General features: G+C 60.6%; 27 protein-coding genes and 1 tRNA gene. 6 read left to right on the top strand and 22 right to left on the bottom strand.

Translation table 11 applies throughout. The features are described from left to right. Positions 1–111: 111 nt before the first annotated feature. From Q0603_RS05650 to Q0603_RS05635, 4 genes are read right to left on the bottom strand one after another with little or no spacing between them, the layout of a single operon-like run. Positions 112–804: a phosphatase PAP2 family protein gene (locus Q0603_RS05650; RefSeq protein WP_298723298.1), complete on the bottom strand. Its 693-nt coding sequence runs from the start codon at positions 802–804 to the stop codon at positions 112–114. Further along, complete coding sequence (locus tag Q0603_RS05645) at positions 801–2,474, bottom strand: glycosyltransferase family 39 protein (RefSeq protein ID WP_298723295.1); 1,674 nt, start codon at positions 2,472–2,474, stop codon at positions 801–803. Before Q0603_RS05645 ends, Q0603_RS05650 begins: the two co-directional genes overlap by 4 nt. After that, positions 2,467–2,790: a lipid-A-disaccharide synthase N-terminal domain-containing protein gene (locus Q0603_RS05640; RefSeq protein WP_298723293.1), complete on the bottom strand. Its 324-nt coding sequence runs from the start codon at positions 2,788–2,790 to the stop codon at positions 2,467–2,469. The genes Q0603_RS05645 and Q0603_RS05640 overlap by 8 nt, the downstream gene beginning before the upstream one ends. Before the next feature lie 8 nt (positions 2,791–2,798). After that, positions 2,799–3,548, bottom strand: coding sequence for a glycosyltransferase family 2 protein (locus Q0603_RS05635; protein WP_298723291.1), 750 nt, complete (start codon positions 3,546–3,548; stop codon positions 2,799–2,801). 184 nt (positions 3,549–3,732) lie between these two features. On the opposite strand from Q0603_RS05635, the gene Q0603_RS05630 reads away from it, so the two are divergent. Genes Q0603_RS05630 through Q0603_RS05620 form a run of 3 tightly spaced genes read left to right on the top strand, consistent with a single transcriptional unit; the run spans position 3,733 to position 6,386 of the window. After that, positions 3,733–4,410, top strand: a complete 678-nt coding sequence (locus Q0603_RS05630) for a winged helix-turn-helix domain-containing protein (protein WP_298723289.1) — start codon at positions 3,733–3,735, stop codon at positions 4,408–4,410. Further along, complete coding sequence (locus Q0603_RS05625) at positions 4,397–5,797, top strand: HAMP domain-containing sensor histidine kinase (protein WP_298723287.1); 1,401 nt, start codon at positions 4,397–4,399, stop codon at positions 5,795–5,797. Before Q0603_RS05630 ends, Q0603_RS05625 begins: the two co-directional genes overlap by 14 nt. Next, on the top strand, positions 5,784–6,386 hold the full coding sequence (locus Q0603_RS05620; protein ID WP_298723284.1) for a cation transporter: 603 nt from the start codon (positions 5,784–5,786) through the stop codon (positions 6,384–6,386). The genes Q0603_RS05625 and Q0603_RS05620 overlap by 14 nt, the downstream gene beginning before the upstream one ends. A gap of 208 nt (positions 6,387–6,594) precedes the next feature. On the opposite strand, the gene Q0603_RS05615 is transcribed toward Q0603_RS05620, so the two are convergent. From Q0603_RS05615 to Q0603_RS05550, 14 genes are all read right to left on the bottom strand, one after another. Beyond that, positions 6,595–7,191, bottom strand: a complete 597-nt coding sequence (locus Q0603_RS05615) for a hypothetical protein (protein ID WP_298723282.1) — start codon at positions 7,189–7,191, stop codon at positions 6,595–6,597. 2 nt (positions 7,192–7,193) lie between these two features. Next, positions 7,194–7,739, bottom strand: a complete 546-nt coding sequence (locus Q0603_RS05610) for a hypothetical protein (protein WP_298723280.1) — start codon at positions 7,737–7,739, stop codon at positions 7,194–7,196. After that, positions 7,739–8,086, bottom strand: coding sequence for a hypothetical protein (locus Q0603_RS05605; protein WP_298723277.1), 348 nt, complete (start codon positions 8,084–8,086; stop codon positions 7,739–7,741). Before Q0603_RS05605 ends, Q0603_RS05610 begins: the two co-directional genes overlap by 1 nt. Before the next feature lie 36 nt (positions 8,087–8,122). Beyond that, positions 8,123–9,016 carry a TniB family NTP-binding protein gene (locus Q0603_RS05600; RefSeq protein ID WP_298723274.1) on the bottom strand — a complete coding sequence of 298 codons (894 nt, stop codon included), beginning with the start codon at positions 9,014–9,016 and terminating at the stop codon, positions 8,123–8,125. Further along, a complete protein-coding gene (locus tag Q0603_RS05595) occupies positions 9,013–10,869 on the bottom strand; it encodes a Mu transposase C-terminal domain-containing protein (RefSeq protein WP_298723271.1) in 1,857 nt (618 codons plus the stop codon). The genes Q0603_RS05600 and Q0603_RS05595 overlap by 4 nt, the downstream gene beginning before the upstream one ends. A 110-nt stretch (positions 10,870–10,979) precedes the next feature. Further along, positions 10,980–11,615, bottom strand: coding sequence for a TnsA endonuclease N-terminal domain-containing protein (locus Q0603_RS05590; protein ID WP_298723268.1), 636 nt, complete (start codon positions 11,613–11,615; stop codon positions 10,980–10,982). Positions 11,616–11,620: 5 nt separating this feature from the next. Further along, positions 11,621–12,922: a TniQ family protein gene (locus Q0603_RS05585; RefSeq protein ID WP_298723265.1), complete on the bottom strand. Its 1,302-nt coding sequence runs from the start codon at positions 12,920–12,922 to the stop codon at positions 11,621–11,623. A 192-nt stretch (positions 12,923–13,114) separates the two neighbouring features. Then, positions 13,115–13,188, bottom strand: a tRNA-Gln gene (locus Q0603_RS05580). Positions 13,189–13,264: 76 nt separating this feature from the next. Next, positions 13,265–14,554, bottom strand: coding sequence for a class I SAM-dependent RNA methyltransferase (locus tag Q0603_RS05575; protein WP_298723262.1), 1,290 nt, complete (start codon positions 14,552–14,554; stop codon positions 13,265–13,267). Continuing rightward, positions 14,547–15,296, bottom strand: a complete 750-nt coding sequence (locus Q0603_RS05570; protein ID WP_298723261.1) for a TlyA family RNA methyltransferase — start codon at positions 15,294–15,296, stop codon at positions 14,547–14,549. The genes Q0603_RS05575 and Q0603_RS05570 overlap by 8 nt, the downstream gene beginning before the upstream one ends. Further along, the gene (locus Q0603_RS05565) at positions 15,293–16,654 is read right to left on the bottom strand and encodes an MATE family efflux transporter (protein WP_298723258.1); all 1,362 of its coding nucleotides are present in this window, start codon (positions 16,652–16,654) and stop codon (positions 15,293–15,295) included. The genes Q0603_RS05570 and Q0603_RS05565 overlap by 4 nt, the downstream gene beginning before the upstream one ends. Positions 16,655–16,666: 12 nt before the next feature. Then, positions 16,667–18,586, bottom strand: coding sequence for a 1-deoxy-D-xylulose-5-phosphate synthase (dxs, locus tag Q0603_RS05560; RefSeq protein WP_298723255.1), 1,920 nt, complete (start codon positions 18,584–18,586; stop codon positions 16,667–16,669). 14 nt (positions 18,587–18,600) lie between these two features. Next, entirely contained in the window at positions 18,601–19,518 is a 918-nt protein-coding gene (locus Q0603_RS05555; protein ID WP_298723252.1) for a polyprenyl synthetase family protein, read from the bottom strand. A 1-nt stretch (position 19,519) separates the two neighbouring features. Then, positions 19,520–19,798, bottom strand: coding sequence for an exodeoxyribonuclease VII small subunit (locus Q0603_RS05550; RefSeq protein WP_298723249.1), 279 nt, complete (start codon positions 19,796–19,798; stop codon positions 19,520–19,522). Positions 19,799–19,935: 137 nt separating this feature from the next. On the opposite strand from Q0603_RS05550, the gene Q0603_RS05545 reads away from it, so the two are divergent. Both Q0603_RS05545 and Q0603_RS05540 read left to right on the top strand, forming a co-directional pair. Next, the gene (locus Q0603_RS05545) at positions 19,936–20,622 is read left to right on the top strand and encodes a lipid-binding SYLF domain-containing protein (protein WP_298723245.1); all 687 of its coding nucleotides are present in this window, start codon (positions 19,936–19,938) and stop codon (positions 20,620–20,622) included. Between the two features lie 29 nt (positions 20,623–20,651). Then, positions 20,652–21,083, top strand: a complete 432-nt coding sequence (locus Q0603_RS05540) for a DUF3293 domain-containing protein (RefSeq protein ID WP_298723242.1) — start codon at positions 20,652–20,654, stop codon at positions 21,081–21,083. Between the two features lies 1 nt (position 21,084). Here the strand turns inward: Q0603_RS05540 and Q0603_RS05535 are convergent, their stop codons facing one another. From Q0603_RS05535 to meaB, 3 genes are all read right to left on the bottom strand, one after another. Beyond that, positions 21,085–22,269, bottom strand: a complete 1,185-nt coding sequence (locus Q0603_RS05535) for an acetyl-CoA C-acyltransferase (protein WP_298723239.1) — start codon at positions 22,267–22,269, stop codon at positions 21,085–21,087. A gap of 75 nt (positions 22,270–22,344) precedes the next feature. Continuing rightward, on the bottom strand, positions 22,345–23,511 hold the full coding sequence (locus tag Q0603_RS05530) for a pyridoxal phosphate-dependent aminotransferase (protein WP_298723236.1): 1,167 nt from the start codon (positions 23,509–23,511) through the stop codon (positions 22,345–22,347). A gap of 5 nt (positions 23,512–23,516) precedes the next feature. Then, positions 23,517–24,458 (bottom strand): methylmalonyl Co-A mutase-associated GTPase MeaB, encoded by a 942-nt coding sequence (meaB, locus tag Q0603_RS05525; protein ID WP_298723234.1) that lies wholly within the window; start codon positions 24,456–24,458, stop codon positions 23,517–23,519. Positions 24,459–24,527: 69 nt separating this feature from the next. On the opposite strand from meaB, the gene Q0603_RS05520 reads away from it, so the two are divergent. Then, the gene (locus Q0603_RS05520) at positions 24,528–25,352 is read left to right on the top strand and encodes an ABC transporter permease (protein WP_298723231.1); all 825 of its coding nucleotides are present in this window, start codon (positions 24,528–24,530) and stop codon (positions 25,350–25,352) included. Positions 25,353–25,624: 272 nt separating this feature from the next. Here Q0603_RS05520 and Q0603_RS05515 read toward each other — a convergent pair whose 3' ends face one another. Further along, a complete protein-coding gene (locus tag Q0603_RS05515) occupies positions 25,625–25,810 on the bottom strand; it encodes a hypothetical protein (RefSeq protein WP_298723228.1) in 186 nt (61 codons plus the stop codon). Between the last annotated feature and the right edge of the window lie 87 nt (positions 25,811–25,897).

The raw sequence follows: 25,897 nt of genomic DNA, 5'->3' as shown, positions 1-25,897 counted from the left end.
GTAGATCCAGAATTCCAGGCCGAAATGCACAAGCGCCCAGAAAATCCAGAAGCCGGCTATTACTGCGCCCAGTCGCAGCAAAAAGACCCTTGAGATACTCTGAGGATTTCATCAGGTAGGGCCATTCACGACTGTGTCTGGAGTCAGGGCTGTATTTTTCTGCGGCAGGTATCGCAACAGGAATAGAGCAGCAGCTCCGGATACTGCCGCGCTGGCGACGAGGTCGCCAAAGTAATGGGCATTAATCAGGACGCGCGTGATTGCCAGCAAGAAGCCGTAGATGAATAGAACTCCCCGCGCATTGGGGAACACCAGGGCCGCGGCAAACACGAAGGCTAGCACGGACGCGGCGTGCGAGGATGGCAGGGAGTCGTAAGGCTTGAAGCCGTTGAATAGGGAAAGCTGGTATATGCCCTGCTCTATAAGAAGCCTCGGACGGGACCGGCCGATGATGAATGCGAGCACTTCGGTGATGGCGCCGCTCGCGCATATGCTCACGAAGACATAAATGCAGCGAGCGCGGAAATTGCTGGCATTCTTGAAGATGTAGGAGCCCGCGAGCAGGACCGCCAGGCCAAGCAAGTATCGCCAGGCGTTTCCGAAATCCGTTACCCACTGGGCGACGCTGACTACCCAGCTATCGCGCTTCCCGTGGATAAATAGGGCCAGCCAAGGATCGATCAGAAAGGCCGCCAAAGGGCATACGAAGAAGGCAATCACCAGTGGAAGCATCCATCTGTCCCGGCGCGCGCTTAGCTGCAGGATGCGGAATTTCAAAGTGCTTGGTGCAGGCGCCATCATCATTGTGCCTGCCTCGCTAAAGCACTTGCACTGAGGGACATGGGCGATTGGTCTGTCCCGGTACGGTATGCGCGGGACGGTAGCAGGACTGCGGTGCGGCCACGCTGAGCTTGGCTGAATAGCGGCGGGAATGACGCGAGCTCATCGCGGAGCAGTGTCACGACGATGCCGTCCGGATGGGCCGCGGTCCAAGCCGAGACCTCATTGAGGTGGAGTTCCGCGAGTGGCTGCTTCAGACGGCCGCTGAAATTGTATTCCCCGGCGTAGTCGCCGGCGAAAGCAATGTCGTACCCGGACTTCTGGTATTCAGCGATGACGCGGCTGATAGGACCAAGGTCATAGGCGTCGCGTAAATGCGGGTTGAATACTGCCAGATGCAGAATGGCAAAGAGACCGAAAACGGCCACGACGCAGGCATGAAGACCATCTTCGACTTGACCTCGACGCGCCATCCAATGACACAAGGCGGCCACCGCGAGGACCGCAAGCCCGGCAGGTACATGTGCTTTCAGCACGATGCCCGACCAGTCGGCGCCTTCAAGGCGGGCATCCACCAGAAGCATGAATGGCGCCGCCAGCAGTCCAACGCCAAGACACACCAGGGTGCCGGTGATAGGCCAGGCCGCCGGCCGATTCATGGCCCGGCCCGGCATCGTGATGCCGCGGGCAATCGCCAGCATCAGCAGCGGAAATAGCGGCAGCAGATATTGGGGCTGCTTGCCGCTGATTACACAGAAGCAAAGGAAGACCAGTGCTGGGAGAAGAACGGTCAGGAAGACGCTACGGTCGGTCGTGTGCGACCAGCGTGTCAGGGCACGCCAGCTATTCGGCCAGATCGACCACGGGAAAAGGATGAGAGGCAGCAGCGGTAGGTACCACAGGAACGACCGCCGATGGGCAAAGCTGTTTGAAACCCGGTTGACAGTCTGACCCCAGAGCAGGTTCTCCGCAAAATCTTCGCCACCTGAGATTGCCGCTGGAATGGCCCAGGCCAGCCCAACGGCAGTACCGGCCAATACGGCTGCCAGCAGGCTGCCATACCACTGCCGCCAGCGGATCTGGTTTTCGGGGGGTGCCCAAATGGGTGCGAGCAAGCCTACCGGGACAATGAATAGGAAAATGACGGGGCCTTTGGCGAGGATGCCGCCGCCAATGGCCACTGCGACCATCGCCATGCCATGCAGCAGCTTTCCAGTGCGCGCCGTGTAAGCCAGACCGACGCATCCCAGCATAGCGAAGAAGGCGACCATCAGGTCGAACATCACCAGTGACGAGAAAACCATCCACCAACTGGCGGATGCCACCATCAGAGATGCATAGATGCCAGCCTTGCGGCCTTCCTCGCCGGACCAGAGCAGTCGGCCGAGAATTTGCGTCAGCCACAAGGCGCCGATGCCGAATATCGGAGCGACCAGGCGAGCAGCGAATTCGGAAACCCCGAACGTCAGCCAGAGCAGGCGGATAATCCAGAACAGCAATGGCGGCTTGTGGTGGTATGGCTCACCGTTCAGGTGCGGGACCAGCCAATCGTTGTTGATATGCATGTCCCAGGCGACGGACAGGTAGCGCGTCTCGTCGACCGGCAGTAGCGGCCGAGCGTAAAGGCTGATCAGGATGACGGCGCCAGTCAGCAGGAACGGCGTCAGATGGGAGTAGTCTTTGCGTTCAAGCACCGGCGATGCTCTGCTGAGAAGGCATAGACCGCCGGGACTGGAGAATCAGGTGCAGATTCCGCAGATAGATGGCGAGGCCGGTGACCTGACCTACGATGAAGACGATATTGGCGAGCTGGACAGCGTAAAAGAGCAAGATTACGCCGCCGGCCACACTGAGGAACCAGAAGGCAAGCGGGATTTCGCTGCGGCCGACGCGTTCAGCGTGAATCCACTGAACGACAAAGCGGGAGGCGAATACGAGCTGGCCGAGGAACCCGACCAATGCCCAGACGTCGAAGCTGTCGAGCAGCCTTTGAAGATATTCCGGCCACATTCGAAATCTCAGTTATTGTTCTTGATTGACAGGAGAGTAGCGCCGCCGCTATCGGTCCAGCGAAGACGCAGCCAGTAGACTCCAAAGAGATCAATCAGGCCGACAACCAGCCGATCGAGCGTGCCGTAGTGCGAACGGCCGCCACGTCGAGGGCGATGGTTCACCGGCAAGGAGACCACACGCCCGCCCATACGGATGACCAGTGCCGGCAGAAAACGGTGCATATGATCGAAGAAGGGGAGCTGCAGGAAAAGCTGACGGCTGAACATTTTCATACCGCAACCGGTATCAGGAGTCGCATCGCGCAGAACCGACGAACGGATGATATTGGCGACCTTGGATGAGGCCTTCTTGATGAAGGTGTCCTGGCGGCGCACCCGTTGCCCCGCCAGCAGCAGGAATGTGCCGTCCCAAGCGCCCTGCATCGCGGTCCAGAAAGTTAAGATATCGGCGGGATCGTTCTGGCCATCGCCGTCCATGGTGACAATGATCTCAGCGCGGGCAGCCTGGACGCCGGTCATGATGGCTCGGGATTGTCCGGCCTGTTTTCCGTGGCGTAGAGGTCGCAGTTCTGGAATTGCTTCCATGCATTGCTGAAGCAAGTCACATGTGTCGTCATCGGAGGCGTCGTCTACGACGATAATCTCGAATGCAAGTTGGCCGCGCAGAATCCGGCAGGTCTCTAAGACCAATGCGGAAATGCACTTTTCCTCATTGTGGACCGGGATGACGACTGAGATGTCTGGCTGGCTAGCCATAAAGAGAGCCCCGTGAGGATGAAAACGGAGCCACTATGAGCAAGCAAGCATTGGGGCAAGGATGCCCGAACTATACAATTTCGTAATATTTGGATTTTCCCTGTAAAGTCCGTTGCTTGGGTATGCTGGACAGGTAGTCTCCGTGGCGGGTCCGGCAACAATTTGATTGAGCCAATCGACAGCGATGAAGCTGCTGCTTATCGAAGATGATCAGGAAACTGCCGATTACATCGTCGGCGGGATGAAAGAGGCTGGACACACTGTCGATCATGCGGCAAACGGTCGCGATGGCCTGTTTATGGCTGCCGGCGAACCTTACGACGTCATGATTGTCGACCGCATGCTGCCCGGACTCGATGGGTTAGGCATCGTGAAGACCATACGCGGTGCAGCGGTTCGCACGCCGGTCCTGTTCCTGACCGCGCTGGGTGGCATCGATGATCGTGTCGAGGGTCTGGAAGCCGGTGCTGACGACTATCTCGTCAAACCTTTTGCCTTTGCCGAACTACTGGCTCGCGTGAATGCGCTCGCGCGCCGTCCGCCCGTAGTGAATGTTGATACCACCCTGCGTGTGGCGGACATGGAGATGGACCTGGTTCGCCGGACGGTGACACGGGGCGGCAAACGCATCGATTTGCAACCACAGGAATTCAAGCTGCTAGAATACCTGATCAGGCATACCGGTCGCGTCGTCACCCGAACGATGTTGCTGGAGAACGTGTGGAACTTTCATTTCGACCCGCAGACCAATGTAGTCGAGACGCATATTAGCCGCCTGCGCAGCAAGGTGGACCGTGGTTTTGGTCAAGAACTGATTCACACGGTTCGGGGCGCCGGGTATAAACTGCATGCGCCTGAATAGGATCGTCAAGACAATCGGCTTCCGCTTGGCCCTGCTCTATGCGGGGATATTCGGCGTGTCGGTATTACTGTTGCTCGGCGTGGTTTACATCGTCACCAGCAATGCCCTGCGAGATGGCTTGAACCATATCATCTCCGCCGAAATTGAGGCGCTTACCGAGGAGTATGATGAAGATGGGCTACCTCATCTAAAGGATGAAGTTGAGATTCGCCTTAGTTCTGGCCGTCGCCCGACGACCTACTACCTTCTCCTCGACCCGGCGGGACAGCGGCTCGCCGGCAGCTTGCCGATGCGGGATCCTGTTGTCGGTTGGCATGAATTTATCCGTCCAACGCCACCAACCGGCCCTGATGATCTGGACCATGATCAGAAAGGCGAGCACATGCTGATCGCCTTTGGCAAGAAATTTACAGACGGAAGCTTCCTTCTTGTGGCGGAAGACCGTCTCCGTGTCATTGAGGCCGAGGAGGCCATTTTCCGCGCCTTCGGGCTGGCATTTGCCCTAATTATCGTTTCGGGCTTCGGTGGCGGTATACTGTTGAGCACAGGCTTCTTGCGTCGCGTCGATGAGATTTCGCGTACTGCCCAGTTTATCGTATCAGGCAATCTGCATGACCGTATCCCGACACGAGGTACTGGCGATGAGCTGGACCGGCTCGCGCAGGGTCTGAACGAGATGTTCGACCGGCTCCAGGCGCTCATTGAGAGTCTGCGACAGGTATCCAACGACATCGCACATGACCTGCGCACGCCCCTGAGTCGACTTCGCCAGAAGCTGGAAGCTGCTCGGGCGCGCAGCATGAGCGTTGAAGGTTACACATCGGCTGTCGACCTCGCCATTTCGGATGTGGACGCCATTCTGCAAACCTTCGCAGCCTTGCTGCGAATTGCACAGATTGAAGCTGGTACGCGAAAGGCAGGCTTCAGCACGGTCGACCTGTCCATTCTGTTCCGGTCGATTTGCGAGACCTATTCTGCTGTCGCTGAAGATAACGGTCAGTTCATCAGCGCCGATATCGAGGATGGCGTCTTGGTCCACGGCGATAAGGAACTGCTGACCCAAATGCTCGTCAACCTGGTGGAGAATGCCATTCGGCATTGCCCGCCCGGAACGACCATTTACCTCGGCCTCAAGGATAGCCCAGATGGCATTGTGGGTATTGTGTCTGACACTGGCTCAGGCATTCCCGCGGAAGCGCGTGAAAAGGTTTTCCGGCGCTTCTATCGCCTGGAAAGCAGTCGCACGACGGCAGGCAACGGACTGGGCCTGTCACTGGTGTCAGCGGTGGCGGAACTACATCACATACAGGTGACGTTGCAGGACAACAGGCCTGGCCTAATTGTCAGACTGGCATTTCCTTCGGGAACGACACATGGGCGCGATTGATCCGAGCGACAATGTCGAACTGCGAAAGGCGGTTGGTTTCGTCGCTTGTGCCAACCTGATTTATTTTTTCATCGAGTTTACTGTCGCCCTGACGATCGGCTCGGTCTCCCTGTTCGCCGACAGCGTTGATTTCCTGGAAGATGCCTTAGTCAATTTCCTGATTCTGATTGCGTTAGGCTGGTCGCTGCAGGCGCGCAGCAGATTGGGCATGGCGCTGGCCGGGATCCTGCTGGTTCCAGGTTTGGCGACCATATGGATGGCCTGGGAGAAGTTCCTGGCGCCCGTTCCGCCAGAACCGGTCCCTCTGTCGCTGGCTGGCCTGGGAGCTCTTGCCGTCAACGTGGTTTGCGCTTATGTGCTGGTGAAATTCCGCCATCATAGCGGCAGCCTGACCAAGGCGGCCTTCCTGTCCGCCCGGAACGATGCCTATGCGAATGGCGCCATCCTGCTGGCTGCCGTGGCGACGGCCTATACGGCATCGGGCTGGCCAGATCTGATTGTCGGCACCGCTATCGCGGCGATGAATGTAGGGGCTGCGAACGATGTCTGGAGAGCTGCCAGAATGGAGCGGAAGCAGGCTGCGGTCTAGAATACTTCGCTAGTGCACGTTCAATGTCATTCGCGCAACTTGTTTCGCTGCTGACGATCATACATGACCCTTTGCCTCCGAATGGCTTGTTGCATTCATAGATCAGTAATTTCGGCTGCTACCGTTAGATCGACGGGATAATATAGCCACCAGTTTAGGCTTCTCGAAGCTCACACAACTCATTTCATGAAGCTATTTTTACCATCTGCTACTTTCTAACTGCGCCCCGAACTGATATCAGGTGTACAATTCTTTCAATTCCTTCATCTGGCATTTGACTTGTCATTAACTGAATAGCCGCTGCACACCAAGCATAGTGTGCGGCATCGATCGCTGCGTGATGGGTCGCTTCCGGCGCCCACTTCTTTATTTGCAGCAGATCGGCATCCGTCAGGCCATGACCAGCTGCCAGCGCCAAGAGGACTTCACTCGCCGATCCGCCGAGCTTGAAGTGTCGATGCTGCCCACCTTCAAAATACAGAAGGTCCAGCCAATGCCGATCGACCCCATCAGGGCCCGTATCGAAAACGACAATTTTGTCCTGCAGACGTTCGTTGAGAACGTCGCAGACCTCGGACGGGGTTACACCTTCCGCCCGCAACCTGGCTAGCGGAAGACCGTGAAGACCTTCGGCAATCGGGTCCCATACGAAGCTTGGTGTCAGCCATTCGTCGGCAGGCGAGATGAGCATGCTCTCGGCCTGAACATCGCTGCCCTCGACCCATGCCCACCCCACCTCGACGGGGTAACCGTCCCGCAGAGCTGAGGCCTCAGAATCCATAAAAACAATTTCAGACAGTTGCATGCCTATTCCCAGGGCTTTCGTTCCCGGACCTTACGCAGAAAATCCTGTATGTGCTCGGCTAGCGTTCGTCTGCGATGGGGAAAACATAGTCGTTCATAGGACGCGACTTTTTCTCCGAGCGCAGCCAGCTCGGCTGCATCCGGAGAGCCTGCGGCTGCATCCATTAGATTTTCGATGCGCACCAGAGCCAATCTGTGATGTGCTGGCGTCCATTCTTCTAAGGGCTGAATACCCGGCGCTAGGCAAGATACCGCGGCGGACATTCCCTCCGCCTTACAGAGTGAATCAAGGCCGCGCATGAAAGTGACAAACGGTGTCGCGCCTGGATTTAGCATTGCAGACCGGCCATCCGTTCCCGGAAGGCCCATTGCTACGGCCAGGCGGTCAATATCGCCTGTACCGTCGATATAATGACCGATGAGCACTGAAGCAACTTCCGGCTCTGAGCCTAATACAGATATCGCTTCGACAAGAAGACCTCGGGCGAATTCCTTATCGCGGGCTGCACGGGCCGCAGCTGTCTCATCGAAAGACCGACTGATCGGCATCAGGATAGCCGCCGTCGATCGACAGAAATCTGTCGTCGTGTGATCAGGGACAATCCTTCATTCTGAAGTATGATAATAAGCGCCAGAAGCAGCCTGGTACCCTCATCATTTACTTCCGGGTCAAGCAGATTGATGACGGCCTCTGTGCCACCATCCAGCTCAAGCTCTTCGGACATTCTCTCAATGTAGTCGGCCGAGAGGATGTAATTCTTGACCAGCCTGTGAGCGACCTCGAATTCTTGATTCAGGAGTAACCCTGCGCATTCGCGCAGTAATGATCGCCGAAAGTCCCCGTCGATTTTAGCGCATTCAAAAACGCCATCGTGAAACGAACGAAAATTCGGCACGGTCACCTCCCTAGAAGTAATCTCTGATCAGACGGCCTAGCTTTCGATTCGCCGATCCTGCGGCCGAACCCAAGGAGCATCGATCAGCATTTGCTCTTCGACGATATCAATGGTCTTGGCATGCATGTCTTCAGCGGTCAGAACCGCAAGATTCCAGATTTCCCCCGTAAGGCCATCCGTCATATGGATGAAGCGCTCACGGAATTTGCGAGAATTGACGGCAGGCAACGGGTTGACCTTTAGGTGCACGAATATCCGTCCAAGAAAATGGGCAAACTCCTTGTCGGCCTCCCATTTCGGTAGCTTGAAAGGCACAAGCCGGCTGCCGAGTTGCTGATCGGTCTGAATAGTGCTGAGCGCCAGGCTCGTCCCGATAACCACGATCGGGATCCGCAACTCATTGGAAAGATATTTGATCGTGTTCAGGAAATGCACCCGCTTGTCATGCGGTCCCGTAAGCGCGTTATGTATTTCATCAATGACGATCATACGTACGCTGGTCTTCGAAAGGATGGCGACCGCCGCGGCCAGCTTCTTCTCCCAATGCCATGTTTCCTGGTGGGGTGCATTCAGGCTTCGCAAAGCACCGGTTAAGAGAGCGCCGGTTGACGGATACGGCGGCGATTGGAAGATCATCGTCGCATTGCCACCCTCGAACGGATAATCGTCGTCACCATCATCGCTACTTTTCGAGCGGAGGTTCTGAAAATGTCGGACCAGCGTTGTTTTTCCGCTGTTAGAATCTCCATAGAGAAGCATACCACCCGGCCGGTGACTCACAGGCGCCTTAATCAAATCACGCAGTTTCCGCAGCCCTACATCGCCTCGTGGATATGATATCCAGCAAGGCTTTCGCAACTCATTGAAGTCTGCAGCTAGTAAACTCGATCCTGTGCCACAGACAGGATCAACCATATTTGGTTCGGTCATAATTCCTCCGCACGTGCCGTCAAATCATCCAGCGACAGATCGAGGTCATTGTCGTCATTGATCTGGCGTGTCGGTTTTTTACTGAGATTGTCATTATTCACGACCAAACGCGGTCGTACCGGCGCTTTAATCTTCTGCTGCGCAGACGTCAAATCTGGTTTGCCGGCATACGCCTCATCTCCGAGGGTCTTTTGATTACGGCGCTGCCGCTCGGCTTTCCGCCGCGCACCCTTTGCCATATTCGTCTTTTCCTCGGCTGCCTGGGTCATGCGCTCCAGATCTCGGTGCGCATCCAAGGTATCGAGAGTGCTGGCAACCCGTCCGCCGCGCTTCAGTTTAAGGCTGTTCGCAAGCCGATGATCCCATATGGATATTGGCTTCATCTGCCGAGTTTCCTCTGGAATCCGGTGATATACTCCGCTCTTGGGGTCTAAAAACCAGACACAAGTGACGTCTCGCGGGTCCCGGCGAACTTTGAACTTTTTGCGCACACGGCCTTCATCAGCCTTGATCCACGGTATGAGCGCTTCGGAAATATAGGTGATCTTCTCCCATGTGATTCCGTCACGCTGCACCGTGCGCTCATCAAATGGCAGCAGGTCAAGCGCTACCCGCTCCGGATCTTCGGCACGATCCTGCAGGCCAACACCTGGCGAGCCATCCGTGCCAAGTATGCCAGCCTCCCATTTCTCCAGAGGCGTACATCCCAGTTCTTCATGCAGGGTCCTGTGGTAAATATTCACCACCCAATGCGCCACGACCTGTTCAAGCTCATCGATCGTGAATACGGCATTACCTTCGGAGTCGTATGTTGCTCGTTCCCGAGGGTTTGAAAATGTTGTCCCTGGCAGATCATGGAAAACACGATTGATCGTCCCAATGAGGCGCTCAATATGGCCACCGTAGTGCGGCTGACGCAGCTTGCGCCACAATGGCCAGCACCCGTATTGCTGCAGATTGGCCTTGTACACCTCACTGCGGAAGTCGGGGCCATTATCCGCATGCAAATTCCGCATGAATCCCCATACCGGCCACTCTCCTTTGACATCTAGCCCCAGTAAAAAATTCTCCTTGGGCAAGACGGCATGTCGGATGCACATACACGTCGAAAACGCACTAGGCGCTTCAATCGTGATGTAAATGCCCACGATCATTCGGCTATATACATCGATTGCCACTGTCAGCCACACCTTACCGATCGGAAGGCGATCCCGTGCGCTTACCGCTTGGATATCGAGAAGTGTGTGGTCAATTTGAACATATGCGAGTGGATAGTCAGCCCCGGGATAGTGCCCCTGGATCTGCTCGTACATGTCTCTCGCGGCCTTGGGGCCGAGGCGGCTAGCGAGAATTTCTTTCGGCGGTAAATCCTTTATTCGCCGACGCAATGTACTCAAGTGTGGAATTTCAACGCCTACATCTTTGCATTGCTGTGCAATCGTTTTATAGATCGCGTTAATTGATGGTCTACGGCCTGACAGATACTTCTTCAGAGCATCCTCAACGATGTCTTCTGATTTGCTATCGAGCCGTCGCTTATGACGTTTTCGCCTCTTGGGCGCCAAGTCTGTTAGCAGACTTCTTCCGGTATAATCGGAAACCCAGCGGTACAACGTTCTTACGCTATGCCCGCTCTTCTGACTGATCTCCTTATAAAGTGCCTTAAAAGCTTCATCCTTGGCGGGTTTGTTGAGTAGAGACACGATAGGTTCAATAATTTCCAGGCGCTCACGAGCTACCTCTATATCGCTGGGATGGAAGATATCGATTGAAACATCGGCTCCCATATCGTCGGGAGAAATGTCTTCCCACAGGTTCTCGATATCAGTCTGAACAGTCTGACCACCATCCATGAATACGATCCGGACAGACTTTGTCCCCGCAGTACCAATAATGGTGCAACGCCGCCCATGCAGGTAAGCGTTGGTCCCCTTCTTAAATGTCGATAGCCTCTTCACCTGAACTACCTCGCCTGAGCCCATACGAGTGAGCCTTGGTTCAATGGAACATTTAGATCGGCATCGAGCATGCCTGTCGCCAGCAACCGCCAAACCTGTGGTATTGCGCTGTACCTTTCGGATGCCTCCCAGATTGCACTCGCGATTAGGTTGCCAACAGGAATGGGGCCAGATTCTGCCTCGCACATGAGGCGCGCGCAGAGCTCAGGCTTTGGCTTGAGCGTCCTGTAGTGAATCAGGAAATGTGCGTTAGGCAGGACAGGGAGCTTAACGTCGATCTCTGATTTGATGACGAAATCCCAGCCCTTATTTGCAGCATATTCCGCGGCTGCAGCAAAACGAGCCAGGAATGCTTCCTTCTCTTTAACTAGCACCTCAGCTGGCTTGACTTCGACGAGTTCACTCGGACCTTGCTCGTATTCCACCAGAAAATCGGGGGTGTAGTGGCTCTTACGGCCATTATCCATGACATATGGGATCTTGACTGGCTGCTCTTCGATTTTCGCGCTCGGATACTGAAAGCGGGTAAGGACTAGATAGTCCCGCTCCAAGAGCGACTCAAAGTCGATAAAATTTCCATCCGCACCAGTCACGGCGCCAGTGATACTACGCGGGTTTGCTCTAATGCGGCGTACAGGCATTTCAGTTACCTCTTCGCTTGAGCTTTCAGAGCGCTTTGCAGGGCGAGATCTACCCACGCGCCAACGTTTTCTCCAGCTTTGTGCGCGGCTTGCTTCACAGCTGCTCTCGTAGTGGGGGAAACCCCATCGAGCTTCCAGTATCTATGGGTTCCGTATGGTTTGTGAGCCTTCACAGGCGCTGCGAGCTTGCGCGCGGCGTGGAATTTAACGCCAAGGATGCCTTGCAACGCTTCGTAAGTTGGGGATTGTCCAGCTGCGGAGAGATGCCGCGAAACGGTATCAACCTCCTCGGCGCCAACATGGTGCATTTGCCGAACCAAGTGTCGGGATACAGCGTCCGAATAGGCAAATGGTACATCTTTTGGCTCTTTGACGAGCAGCCAACGATGCAGACCCACAGCATCGCAGGCGTCAACAAAGCGACGCGGCCAATCCTGGACCATCTGCGACGCCAGGTTGACCAACAGATGGCGTACTCGGGCGGGATGCCTGTCGATTTCACGAATGCGCGGGATGGCTTCAGCCCTGACGTCGCTTTTGGGCGGCATCAATAATTGTCGCAACGGAAGCGCATGGCGATCGGACGAAACCAACCTGTAAAGCAGCGTAAATAGGCGGAAGAACAAGACCGGGTGTATCGGTCCATAATCGCCCATTGGCTGCCAATCACCATCGGCGACTTTTAGAAGTCGAATCTGAGCGGCCAAATCTCTCTCAGGAACCTTCGCTGCTGCAATCGCCCGCAAATCGAAGCCGCAGAAGCCGCACAGCGCCAATGTGGCACCAGAAACCGTGTTCGAGGGATGAAGCGGGTGGGTACAGCCAGGACAACGATCAACCATTATCTGCCGGTGCCGGGTACAAACGCTGTAGAAGCTAAGGCGCCAGCTGGTCCGATAATACGGCTCTGGATCTTCGGCCAGGCAGGACGGGCAGACCTGCTGCCCGAAAGAGCTCTTTGCATAAGCACGTCCGGCTGGTGGCAGCCAGACGATCGGCGTCTTGCCGTCGTCGTTGTCATAGACCGAGCCCCGCCAGCGCCGGAGCGTGGCAGCCTCAAGGGTAAGCGCCGGCAAGCCGGCGTCCCGGGAAAGGTTAAAGATCAGATCGTCGCAGGCGTGCCTGTCCAGATCGACCCCACCGATGCGCGCACCGGGTAAGGCAATACGATAGAGTTCAGACGGTGTGGCACCATGCGCCCATGCGATGCGAGCAAACCAAGACGCAAAACTCTCATCGGTCAGAAGCGAGATGCCGACGGGCCATTTCCGCGGCAAGTACATCTGGGATCCTTCCGGATCGCTCACTGGCAGCCGAAATTTCTGCCTGCGATTTGGATGGATTTTACCACGTCGCGCCGCGAACCGTAGTTCGAAACGCGGCAGTGATTCTCACCGATTGCCAGAATGTCCGGTCGGAATTGCCAACTTCTTTGAGAAATTGCCAACTAATCTGAAAACCGACATCAGGAATATGGGAAAGCCGCCGGAGCGGAGAGTTGGCTGGGGGACTAGGATTCGAACCTAGACAACCAGAGTCAGAGTCTGGGGTCCTACCGTTAGACGATCCCCCAGCAGGGACCGGATCGGTTCAGGCGCCGGGATATAGCGGTTCCGCCGGGGCTTTGCAACCCCTCCCGCATACCCCCGTTAGCACCTGAAAATACTGACGATTTCCAGATGCGGCGACCAGCGGAACTGGTCGATGGGCACGGCCCGTTCCAGCCGGTAGCCGGCATCCGCCAGGGTGCGGGCGTCGCGGGCAAAACTGGCCGGATCGCAGGCCGCCATGACGATGAGCGGCGGGGCCTGCTTTGAGCCGGCCGCAGCGGCGATCTGCTGCACCTGCGCCTTGGCGCCGGCGCGCGGCGGGTCGAGCACAAGCGCATCGAGCTTCTTCAGCTCCGGCCCGGTGAGCGGCCGGCGTTCGAGGTCGCGCGCCTCGGCTGTGACCCTGCCGCTCAAGCCCGCCGCATTGACGCCAGCCTGCAAGGCGGCAATGGCGGGCCGATCGGCATCGCCGGCCAGCACCTGCTTGCCGGCGGCCGCCAGCCGCAGCGCGAAGGCGCCGCAGCCGGAGAAAAGATCGGCCACGCGCTTGGCATTGCCTAAAGCGTCGAGCGCGAAGTCCATCATCATCTGCTCGGCCTCGGCGGTGGCCTGCAGGAATCCGCCGGGCGGCAGCACCACCGGCACCTCGCCGAACATCACGGTCGGCGGCCGGTCGCCGAGATAGAGCAGTTCCGGCTCGCCGCCGCGCAGCTCGCGCCGCCAGCTCAGGCGCGCGAGATTCATTGCCTTTGCCGCTTTACTGAGGCCGATGCGCTCCTGCACCCGCACCTTCATGTTGCCGGTGATCAGCACATCGAGACCGGTCGTGGTGTCGGTAACCTTCACATCCACCGCCCAGCCATCGCCCAGCACCGGCAGCAATGCTTCGCGCAGGCCCGGCAATGCCGCAACCAGCCCGGGCCGCGAAACGGCGCATTCGGCGAGATCGACGATCTTGCGGCTGCCGGCTTCATGGAAGCCCATCAGCACGCGGTCCTTCACGCGCCGGGCAACGAATTCGGCACGGCGGCGCGACTGATCCGGCACGGCAAGCAGATCCTGCACCGGCGGCGTCTCAAAGCCGCGGCGAGCCAGCGCCGCAGCCAGCTTGTCACGCTTCCAGGCACGATAGGGCGCATCCGCCCAATGCTGCAGGGCACAGCCGCCGCAGCTTTGAAAATGCGCGCAGACAGGCTCGATGCGCTCGGGCCCCGCCGCTTCCAGCACGCTGATCTGGGCAGCGAAGCCATCGCCCCGCGCCTCGCCGACTTTCGCGGCGACATGATCGCCCGGCACGGTATAGGGCACGTAATAGCGCTCGCCATCCTTCTCCAGCACGCCATGGCCCTGCCCGCCCATGCGCGCAATGATGCCTTCCACGTCACGCATGATCGTAATCCGCTGCGATCAGAAACTCCTTGTTGCCTTCCGGGCCGAGGATCGGGCTCGGCTCGATGCCGCGCACGCGCCAGCCAGGCAATGCGCTCCACCAGGCGGCGATGCGCTGGCAGACTTCCTCATGCAAGGCCGGATCGCGCACCACGCCGCCCTTGCCGACACGTTCGCGGCCGACCTCGAATTGCGGCTTGATCAGCGCCACCGCCCAGGCGCCCGGCGCGGCGAGCGCCAAAGGCGCGGGCAGCACCGTCTCCAGGCCGATGAAGCTGGCATCGCAGACCACGGCGCCAACCGCCTCGGGCACCTGATCCGCACTGAGATGCCGCGCATTGGTCTTCTCCAGCACCACCACACGCGGATCGTTGCGCAGCTTCCAGTCCAGCTGCCCCTCGCCGACATCCACGGCATAGACCTTCTCCGCGCCATGCTGCAGCAGCACGTCGGTGAAGCCGCCGGTGGAAGCGCCGACATCGATGCAGATGCGTCCCTGCGGCGACAGGCCGAAATGCTCCAGCGCATGGGCAAGCTTAATCCCGCCACGGCTGACCCAGGGATGCGGCTTGCCGCGCAGTTCCAGCGGCAGGTCGGCGGCGATCATCTGGCCGGATTTGTCCAGGCGCTTGTCACCGGAAAACACCAGGCCAGCCATGATGGCGGCCTGCGCCTTGGCGCGGCTTTCCGCCAGGCCGCGCTCGACCAGCGCCTGATCCAGCCTGATCTTTGGCGCCTTCATGCCACGCTCCGCATCTGCATGCGGCGCAGCCTATGCGTCCGCCGGGCAAAGCGCCAGAGCAGCATGGCCGCCACCACCGAAAGTCCGACCACCAGACCGGCCCAGACGCCCCGTCCCTGCTGCGCGGTGTAGAAGCCAAGCCAGACCGCAGTGGTGAAACCGATGCCCCAATAGCCGATCACCGTCATCACCATCGGGATGGCGGTATCCTTCAGGCCGCGAAGCGCGCCGTTTGCCACCGCCTGTGCGCCGTCCACGAGCTGGAACAGGGCCGCCATGCCAAGATACGACACTGCCAGGGCGTAAACCCTGGATGTCGTGTCGGCGACGAAGACGCGGATCAGCCATTCGCCGCCAAAGGCAAAAATCAAGGCCGTACAGCCCATGAAGCCGATGCCCATCAGGATGGCGATCCAGCCGGCCCGCATCACGCCCGCGGCATCGCTTGCGCCAGCCGCGAGGCCGACGCGCACCGTCGCCGCCTGGCCGATCCCCATCGGCACCATGAAAGCGATGGTCGCCCATTGCAGGGCGATCTGATGCGCGGCGACCTCCGCCGTGCCGATCCGCCCCATCAGCAGTGCTGCCACTGAGAAAAGCCCGACCTCGGCGCCAAGCGTGAGCGAAATCGGTACGCCGATGCGCAAAAACCCGCGCAAACGCGCCGCCGTGGTGCGCCACCAGCCATTCGCCAGCCGGTATTCGCGGAACTGCGGATCGCGCGCAATGTAAAGCCCGAGACCGATCACCGTGATCAGGTTGACGAGACTCGATCCTATGCCCGCGCCGACGACACCCAAGGCAGGCAGGCCGAAAGCGCCGAAGATCAGCACGGAATTGATGCCCGCATTGAGCATGATCGCCATCAGCATCATGGCCATCGCCGGACGCGGCCGCTCCAGCGCGGCACAGAAGCCGCGCAGCACCATGAACCACAGCGAGGGAATGAACATGCCGCTGACCGCCTGCAGGAAGGGCGCGGCCAAAGCCGTCAGAGATTCGGGCTGTCCGGTCAGGCGGAAGAACGACGCGGCAAACCACAAGGCCACCGTGCAGACGAGGCCATAAATGCCGGTGCAGATCAGACCGTCATGCACGGCATGGCGGACGCCATCCTTGTCCTGCGCATCGCGGCCGCGCGCCTGCGCAGCCAGCGCGGGCGTCACCATCGACAGCCCAAGCCCCAGCATCCACAGGATGTTATAGACCGCAATGCCGAGGGAGGCCGCGCCCAGGGCCGCTTCGCTGTAATGCGACAGCAGCCAGACGTCGGTGGTGTGGATGGCGACCTGGGCAAGCTGCGTTCCAGCAATCGGCAACGCCAGCGTGAGCGTCGCCCGCGCTTCGGTAACAATCATGACGAGACTCGTTTATGCGCGGGCGGGAAGTTCGCTGGCTCGGCCCAGGGCCGACAGGGCCGTGGCGACGATCTGCGGTGCGTTCAGGCCGGCGATGTCGTACTGCTTGGCCGGTGAATCATGGTCAATGAAGATGTCCGGCAGCACCATACTGCGCACCTTCAGGCCCTGATCGAGCAGGCCGTCCTGGCTGAGGAAATGCAGCACATGGCTGCCGAAGCCGCCGATGGAGCCTTCCTCGATGGTGATCAGCACTTCATGATGGCGCGCCAGCTGCCGCACCAGATCCGTATCGAGCGGCTTGCAGAAACGCGCATCGGCCACCGTCGTCGGCAGACCACGTGCGGCCAGATCGTCGGCAGCCTTCAACGCTTCCTGCAGGCGCGCGCCGAAGGACAGGATGGCAATGGAACTGCCTTCGCGCATCACGCGGCCCTTGCCGAGCGGCAGAACCAGGCCGCGCTCGGGCAGTGCCACGCCGATGCCTTCGCCGCGCGGATAACGGAAAGCGCTGGGGCGGTCGTCGATGGCGACCGCGGTTGCGACCATATGGACGAGTTCGGCTTCATCAGCCGCCGCCATCAGCACCATGTCGGGCAGGCAGCCGAGATAGGCGATATCGAAGCTGCCTGCATGGGTGGCGCCGTCGGCACCGACCAGACCGGCGCGGTCGATGGCAAAGCGCACCGGCAGCTTCTGGATCGCCACGTCATGCACCACCTGGTCATAGGCACGCTGCAGGAAGGTGGAATAGATTGCGGCAAAGGGCTTGTAGCCCTCGCAGGCCATGCCGGCGGCAAAGGTTACCGCATGCTGCTCGGCGATGCCGACATCGAAGCAGCGGTCCGGGAATTTCTTGGCGAAAAGATCCAGGCCGGTGCCAGAGGGCATCGCCGCCGTAATCGCAACGATCTTGTCGTCGCGCTCGGCTTCCTTGATCAGGCTTTCGGCAAAAACCTTGGTATAGCTCGGCGGGCCGGCCTTCGGCTTGGCCTGGGTGCCGGTGATGACATCGAACTTGGCGACGCCGTGATACTTGTCGTCGGCAGCTTCCGCCGGGCCATAGCCCTTGCCCTTCTGCGTGACCACATGGATCAGCACCGGGCCGGACTTGTCGTAGTCGCGGATATTCTTCAGCACCGGCACAAGATGCTCGAGGTTATGACCATCCACCGGGCCGACGTAGTAGAAGCCCATTTCCTCGAACAGCGTACCGCCGGTGACCAGGCCGCGCGCATATTCTTCCGCCTTCTCGGCTGCCGAAGCGAGGCCGCGGGGCAGGATCTTCTCGCCGATCTGCTTGGCCAGCTGCCGCAGGCCCATGTAAGACCGCGAGGACAGCAGCCGCGACAGATAGGCGCTCATCGCGCCAACCGGCGGCGCAATCGACATGTCGTTGTCGTTGAGGATGACGATCAGCCGCGTATCCATCGAGCCGGCGTTGTTCATCGCCTCATAGGCCATGCCAGCCGACATCGCGCCATCGCCGATCACGCAGATGACGTTGTTCTTCTCGCCCTTGAAGTCGCGCGCAACCGCCATGCCGAGGCCGGCGGAAATCGAGGTCGAGGAATGCGCCGCACCGAAGGGATCGTATTCGCTTTCGCTGCGGCGGGTGAAACCGGACAGCCCGCCGCCCTGCCGCAGCGTGCGGATGCGATCGCGCCGGCCGGTCAGGATCTTGTGCGGATAGGCCTGATGGCCGACATCCCAGATCAGCTTGTCGACCGGCGTGTCGAAGACGTGATGCAGCGCCACCGTCAACTCGACCACGCCCAGACCCGCGCCGAGATGGCCGCCGGTAACCGAGACAGCATCGATCATCTCGCGGCGCACTTCGTCGGCGAGTTGCTTGAGCTGGTCGATATCGAAGCCGCGGATATCCGCTGGCGTCCGCACCAAGTCCAGCAGAGGCGTACGGTTGCTGATCATGGGGTCCAATTCTGTCACGAGCGGCGGGTTATAACAAACTCCGCCAACTCCTGCAAAAGCCGGGCTTTATCGCCGAATCCCGCCAAACGTGCCTGGGCCGAAGTGGTTAATTCCCGTGCCTTGGCCTTGGCCTGCTCCAGACCCAGCAGGCCGACGAAGGTGGCCTTGCCGGCCGCCTGGTCCTTCCCCACCGCCTTGCCCAGTTCGGCGACCGAGCCCTCCTCGTCCAGAATGTCGTCCGCGATCTGGAAGGCAAGCCCGATATCGGCGGCATAACCGATCAGGGCCGAGCGTTCGATGGTCCGGGCGCTGGCCAGAATGGGCCCGGCTTCCGCCGAAAAGCCGATCAGGGCGCCGGTCTTGAGACTCTGCAGATGCGCGATTTCCGCAAAAGACAGCGGCTGGCCGGCGGCGCTGCGCGTCTCGGCGGCCAGATCGATGGCCTGCCCGCCCACCATGCCCCGCGCGCCGGAGGCCCGCGCCAGGCCGGCGACCAATTCGGCGCGGATGGCCGCATCGGGATGCGTGGCCGGATCGGCCAGCACGGCAAAGGCTTCCGTTTGCAGCGCGTCGCCCGCCAGCACCGCCGTGGCCTCGTCATAGGCCTTGTGCACCGTCGGCTTGCCACGCCGCAGATCGTCATCGTCCATGCAGGGCAGGTCGTCATGGACCAGCGAATAGGCATGCAGCATCTCGACTGCAGCCGCGACCCGCAGGCTGCGCTCACGCGGCACGCCAAAAAGGTCGGCGCCCGCCACCACCAGCAGGGCGCGCAGACGCTTGCCGCCGCCCAGGCAGGCATAGCGCATCGCGTCATCGAGTTTGGCAGTGGGCCCTTCCGGGCGCGGCAGCAGGCGGTCGAGTTCGGCCTCAACGGCGGCCGCAACATCCTGCACCGCCGCCGTGAAGGCAGGCGACGGCTCCGAAGTCATGTCACTCGGCCTTGAAGGGTTGCGTCGAAACCTGACCGTCGCCGCCGACGACGATCTTCTCGATCTTCTCTTCGGCAGCTTTCAGCTTGGCTTCGCAGTGACGCTTCAGCAGCGCGCCGCGGCCATAGAGAGCGATCGATTCCTCAAGATCGACGCGGCCGCTTTCCAGCTTGGCGACGATTTCGTCCAGTGCCTTCAGCGCCGTTTCAAAGCTCATCGCCGCGATGTCCGCCGGAATCGCCTCTTGGGTATTTTCGGCCGATTCCTTGATGTTAGACATGCCGCCTCCGTCCAAAAGTTGCCATAGTCTAAAGGTTGGCTACCCACCGAACAACCCGCTGGCGCGACTCGACAGCGCGCCAAGGCGGGCGAAGCAATATAATGCGACATCCGGTTTGCCAACCCGGGAGGACAGATATGCAGACTCGCCGAACCCTGCTCGCGACAGCAGCCTGCGGCGCTATCGCGTTCATGCTGGTGGCGCCATCCGCCCGGGCGGATGAAAATCAGAACCTGATCGACGAAGCCCGCATCACCGTCGACCGTTTCGCGGCCGACCCGCAATTCACCGATATGCGGCGCAAGCTGGCCAATGCCAAGGGCGTGTTCATCGTGCCGCAATTGCTGAAGGCGAGCTTTATCATCGGCGGTGAAGGCGGCTCGGGCGTGCTGCTGGCCAGAACGCCAAATGGCTGGAGCCAGCCGGCCATCTATACGATGGGCGCGGGCTCCATCGGCCTGCAGATTGGCGGCGAGGCTTCGGAAGTGATACTGCTGCTGATGAACGACAAGGCCGTCGACGCCATTTTGCGCAACGAATTCAAGCTGGGTGCCGATGCGACCGTTGCGGCCGGGCCGGTGGGCGCAGGCATCGAAGCGGCAACCACCACCAATCTTGGCGCCGATATCCTGTCTTACTCCAAAAGCAAGGGACTGGCGGCCGGCATCTCGATAGAAGGCGCGGTGATTACTGCGCGCCATAGCCGCAACCAGGCCTATTACGGCCGCTCGATGCATCCGCGTAACATTCTTTACGATAACGTCGTCTCCAATCCTGGTACGTCGAATCTGATCCAGTCCCTGAATGCGGCGGAGATGCGTTGATTTTTCCTATTCAATGATTTTCCACACCAATGATTTCTCAGGCGCAGCTGCGCGGCTATCGCGCAACCACCTACACGGTTGAAGCACAAAGCGGCGAATGGATCGGCCTGCGGCTGGATCAGCCCAGCCCAGAGGCCGATGCGCTGCTCAGGCGTTTGCAGGCAAGAACGCTTTGCTGCGTGAATGCGTGGAATCCGCGCAGCCGCATGCTGCCGGTCAACCGCAACATGGCGGCGCATCAGCGCCTGCGCCGCGACCTGCGCGCACGCGGCTGGCGCTTCCGTTCCCATATCGGCGTGCCCGATCAGCCGAACTGGCACCCGGAACCGGGCTTTGCCGTGCTGGATATCGATCAGCAAAAGGCCGTACGCCTGGCTGAGACGTACGGCCAATATGCTGTTGTGTTTTATGAGCGCGGCGGGATCGCCGAACTGCTGCTGACCCGCCTCGCCCGGCGCTGACTTAAACGACCTCGAACAGGCCCGCGCCGCCCTGGCCACCGCCGATGCACATCGTCACAACGACGTATTTGGCGCCGCGGCGCTTACCCTCGATCAGCGCATGGCCGACCATGCGCGCACCCGACATGCCATAGGGATGACCGATGGAAATCGCGCCGCCATTGACGTTCAGCAGCTCGTTCGGAATGCCGAGCTTGTCGCGGCAGTAGAGCACCTGCACGGCGAAAGCCTCGTTCAGCTCCCACAGGCCGATATCATCCATCTTCAGGCCGAAACGCTGCAGCAGCTTGGGCACGGCATAGACCGGGCCGATGCCCATCTCGTCAGGCTCGCAGCCGGCGACCGCCATGCCGCGATAGATGCCAAGCGGCTGTAGGCCGCGCTTCTCGGCCAGCTTGGCTTCCATCACCACGCAGGCCGACGCGCCGTCCGAAAGCTGGCTGGCATTGCCGGCCGTGATGAAATGGCCCGGACCACGCACCGGCTGCAGCGCCGCAAGGCCTTCGGCATTGGTGTCCGGACGGTTGCCTTCGTCCTTGGTGAGCGTGACGTCCTTGTAGGTGACCTCCTTGGTCTCCTTGTTGACCACCGCCATCTTGGTCGGCATCGGCACGATCTCGTCGTCGAACTTGCCGGCCTGCTGGGCGGCAGCCGTGCGCTTCTGGCTTTGCAGGGCGTATTCGTCCTGCGCCTCGCGGCTGATCCCGTAACGCTTGGCGACGACTTCCGCCGTGTCGATCATCGCCATGTAGATTTCCGGCTTGTTCTTCATCAGCCATTCGTCGCGGGCGCGAAACGTGTTCATATGCTCGTTCTGCACCAGCGAGATCGATTCCAGGCCGCCGCCGACCGCAATCGGCACATTGTCGTGAATCACCTGCTTGGCGGCGGTGGCGATCGCCATCAGACCAGAGCCGCATTGACGATCCACGCTCATGCCGGCAACCGAAACCGGCAGGCCCGCCGCAATGGCAGCGTTGCGCGCGATATTGCCGCCGGTCGCGCCCTGCTGGAGCGCCGCGCCCATGATCACGTCATCGATCTCGGCCGGATCGACCTTGGCGCGTTCGACCGCGGCGCGGATCGCATGAGCGCCGAGCGTGGCCGCATCGGTGTTGTTGAAGGCGCCGCGATAGGCCTTGCCGATCGGTGTGCGGGCAGTGGAGACGATGACGGCTTCGCGCATGAGGTTTCCTCCGTAATCCTGTTCGCAATCTATCCGTGATCCCGGTCAGGCGGTGACGCTAGCGCGACGACCGCCCTACTTCAACTGCGGCACCAGACGGTCGAGCGCTTCCGACAGTTTCGGCAATGACGCTGCGTAACAGAGCCGGATGCGCCCTTCCCCTGCGTCACCGAAGGCAATGCCCGGCGCCAGTCCCACGCGCGCCTTGTGCAGCATATCAATGCAGAATTGCAGACTGTCCGTCATGCCATCGACCGCGAAGAAGGCGTAGAAGGCGCCCTGCGGCTTGCCCAGGCGGATGCGCGGCAGCGGTGCGAGCGCCTGATAGACCATGTCCGCGGCGCGGCTGTAGCGTTCCACCAGCGATGCCACATAGGCATCGCCTTCATTCAGCGCCGCCACACCGCCCCATTGCGCGAAGGTCGTGGCATGCGAGACGTGGAACTCCGTCATCTTCTCGATGGCGGCCGCCAAGGCCGGCGTGGTGACGATCCAGCCGAGCCGCCAGCCGGTCATCGACCAGTTCTTTGAGAATGAATTGACGATCACCACCGGATCGTCGGCCGTAGCGATCGGATAGTAGCTCGGCGCATGCGGCGCGCCGTTATAAACGATGCGGCCATAGACTTCGTCGGAGAGAATCCAGATGCCGCGCGAACGGGCGAAATCGAGGATCGCGCGCAGTTCGTCCTCGCTCGCCACCCAGCCGGTCGGGTTGCCGGGGCTGTTGAGCATGATCAGCCGCGTGGAGGCATCGCAGGCATCGAACAGGCGGTTCAGATCCAGGCTCCAGCGGCCGTCTTCATCCTGCTGCAGATAGACGTCCCGCACGGCGCCGCCCAGCGCCTTGATTGCCTCGCGGCCGTTGGGCCAGATCGGCCCGATCACGACGGCATTGTCGCCGGCCTCGATCAGGCAGTTCAGCACGATCATCAGCGCATTCATGCCCGAGGCGCTGACCACGATGCGGCCCAGCGCGATGTCGGCGCTGTAGCTGCGCTTGAGATAGTCGCGGATCGCGGCCAGCAATTCGGGAATGCCGCGATTGGGTCCGTAGAAGGTTTCGCCGCGTGCCAGCGCCTGCACCGCGCCCTGGCGGATGAAGTCCGGCGTCGGCTCGTCGCCCTCGCCGACCCAAAGCGGAATCACGCCCTCGACGCCTTGGCCGGCGGCATAAACGGCGCGGATGCGCGAACCGGGCAGATCGAGGATGGTCTGACGAATACGGGGCTGGCTGGTCATAACACTCACTGTTTCAACAACGCTATCAACTGATGCAGGGCGGTATCGATATCCAGGCTGCCCGACAGCACGCCATCGGCCAGCGCATCCATTTCAGAGTCCGGCAGGCTGGCAAGACCCTGGCGCAGGCGATCCAGCGCCAGGGTCTGCAGCAGGCGCCGGGTGCGGGCGCGCGGATCGGGACGCTTGCGCTTGCCCACCGCGACGATGGCATCGGCGAGTTCGGCAACACCCTTGCCCGAGGTGGCGCTGGTCTGCAGCACCGGGATCGGCTGGCCTGACCGCTGCGCCGCCATCGCGGCCAGTTGCCGGGCCGAGCGTTCGGCGAACGGCAGGTCGGACTTGTTGACTACCAGGATATCGGCAATCTCCAGAATGCCGGCCTTGATCGCCTGGATGTCGTCGCCAAGACCCGGCGCATTCACCACCACGCGCACATCGGCGATCTCGGCCACTTCGACTTCCGACTGGCCGGTGCCGACGGTTTCCACCACCACCACATCGCGGCCGGCGGCATCGAAGACATCGATCACGCGTGCCGCCGTGCGCGACAGGCCGCCGAGATGGCCGCGGCTGGCCAGCGAGCGGATGAATACGCCCGGATCGGTGGCATGCTGGCCCATGCGGATGCGGTCGCCCAGAATGGCGCCGCCGGTGAGTGGGCTGGACGGATCGACGGCAACGACGCCAACCGTCTGATCGCGCCGGCGCAGCTCGGCCACATAGGCGGAAACGAGCGTCGACTTGCCCGCACCCGGCGCACCGGTGAAACCCACCACCAAAGCCCGGCCCAGCCTTCCGCGGATCGCCTGCAGCACGGGGCGGGCTTCAGCGGTTTCATTCTCGACGGCAGTGATCGCCCGCGCCAGGGCGGCGCGTTCGCCGTCCAGCAGGCGTGACAGCCATTCGGGCTGCTTTACCGGGATTTCCGCGTCAGGCTTTTGCATCGCCGCACCATACGCGCTAAGAAGTCGGCCCTACAAGAAGCCTGCCCCTCAACTTGTGCGGACCACGCCATGACGAACGCTCTCCGCCACGCCGCCAGCACGCCTCTTCGCGGCCCCCGCAGGTACGGCGCGATCAACTGGATCGGCCTGTGGACCCTGTACGTCAAGGAAGTGAAGCGTTTCATCAAGGTGATCACGCAGACGGTGCTGGCGCCGGTGGTGACGACGCTGCTGTTCTTCGCCGTCTTCGCACTGGCGCTGGGTGGCGCGGTGCGGCAGGTGGGCGGCCTGCCTTTCGTCGAATTCCTCGCGCCGGGCCTGATCATGATGGCGACGACGCAGAACGCCTTCGCCAACACCTCATCCTCGATCATGATCTCCAAGGTTCAGGGCAACATCGTCGACGTGCTGATGCCGCCGCTGAGCGCCGGCGAATTGCTGTTCGCCTATTCTATGGCAGGCGTGACGCGGGGCCTGACCGTGGCGCTGGCGGTCGGGCTTGCGGTCCTGCCCTTTGCGGAAATCCGCATCCATTCCTGGCCGGCGGTGCTGTATTTCGCCTTCTGCGGCTCGCTGATCCTCAGCCTGATCGGCATCCTGGCCGGGCTGTGGAGCGAGAAGTTCGACCATCTCGCCGCGGTGACCAACTTCATCGTCACGCCGCTGGCATTTCTCTCGGGCACCTTCTACTCGATCCAGCGCCTGCCCGAATTCTGGTACAACGCCGCCCATCTGAACCCGTTCTTCTTCATGATCGACGGATTCCGCTGGGGCATGACCGGGCATACCGATGGCGACGTGCTGATCGGCGGGGTGGCGCTGGGGGCGACCGGGGCAGCGCTATGGGCGCTGTGCTATGCGCTGCTGCGCCGGGGCTACCGGCTGAAGCCTTAAAATAAGGGGACTTCCCAGGCGGCCGGGCTCGGACTAGGGCCGGACCGCAAGCCATGCGCGGCCACACGGAGCCAAACTCGCCCAAACTCGTCCAAAACGAGCCAACGCGACCAAAGTCGCCTGACACGGCCCCAAGCCGGGCCAGAGGGGCCGGGCGGACTCCAGGCAGATCACAGCCATGATGTCCAACAGCAGGCCGGACTGGCGCCCCGCCCTGATTGAGAATATCAATCGCACATACTCAAGGATTAAAGTCACAGAGCATCGTAATCTCAGCCCTGGCGCATCTGACCCAGGCCGGCCTTGACCAGCCAGGCCGCCGCGCCGAACAGGGCCGCCGCCGCCCAGACCGCCGAGGTCTGGTCGCCATGGGCAATCGCCACACCGGCCACGATGGCCGCCAGGATACCCAGCAGGATGACAAGCCGGGCTCCCGGCACGGATCGGATCGTTGCCATAACTCGCTCTTTCTCCGGCCAGTTCCCGCCGGCTTCTGCTGCCGGCTCCCAAATAGCCCCTGCCGGCGCAGCCCCACCATGCCGCGC

The sequence above is a fragment of the uncultured Ferrovibrio sp. genome (assembly GCF_937960835.1).
GTDB lineage: Bacteria > Pseudomonadota > Alphaproteobacteria > Ferrovibrionales > Ferrovibrionaceae > Ferrovibrio.
The sequence above is the reverse complement of the archived record's forward strand: the minus strand, read 5'-3'. Positions and strand labels throughout refer to the sequence as shown.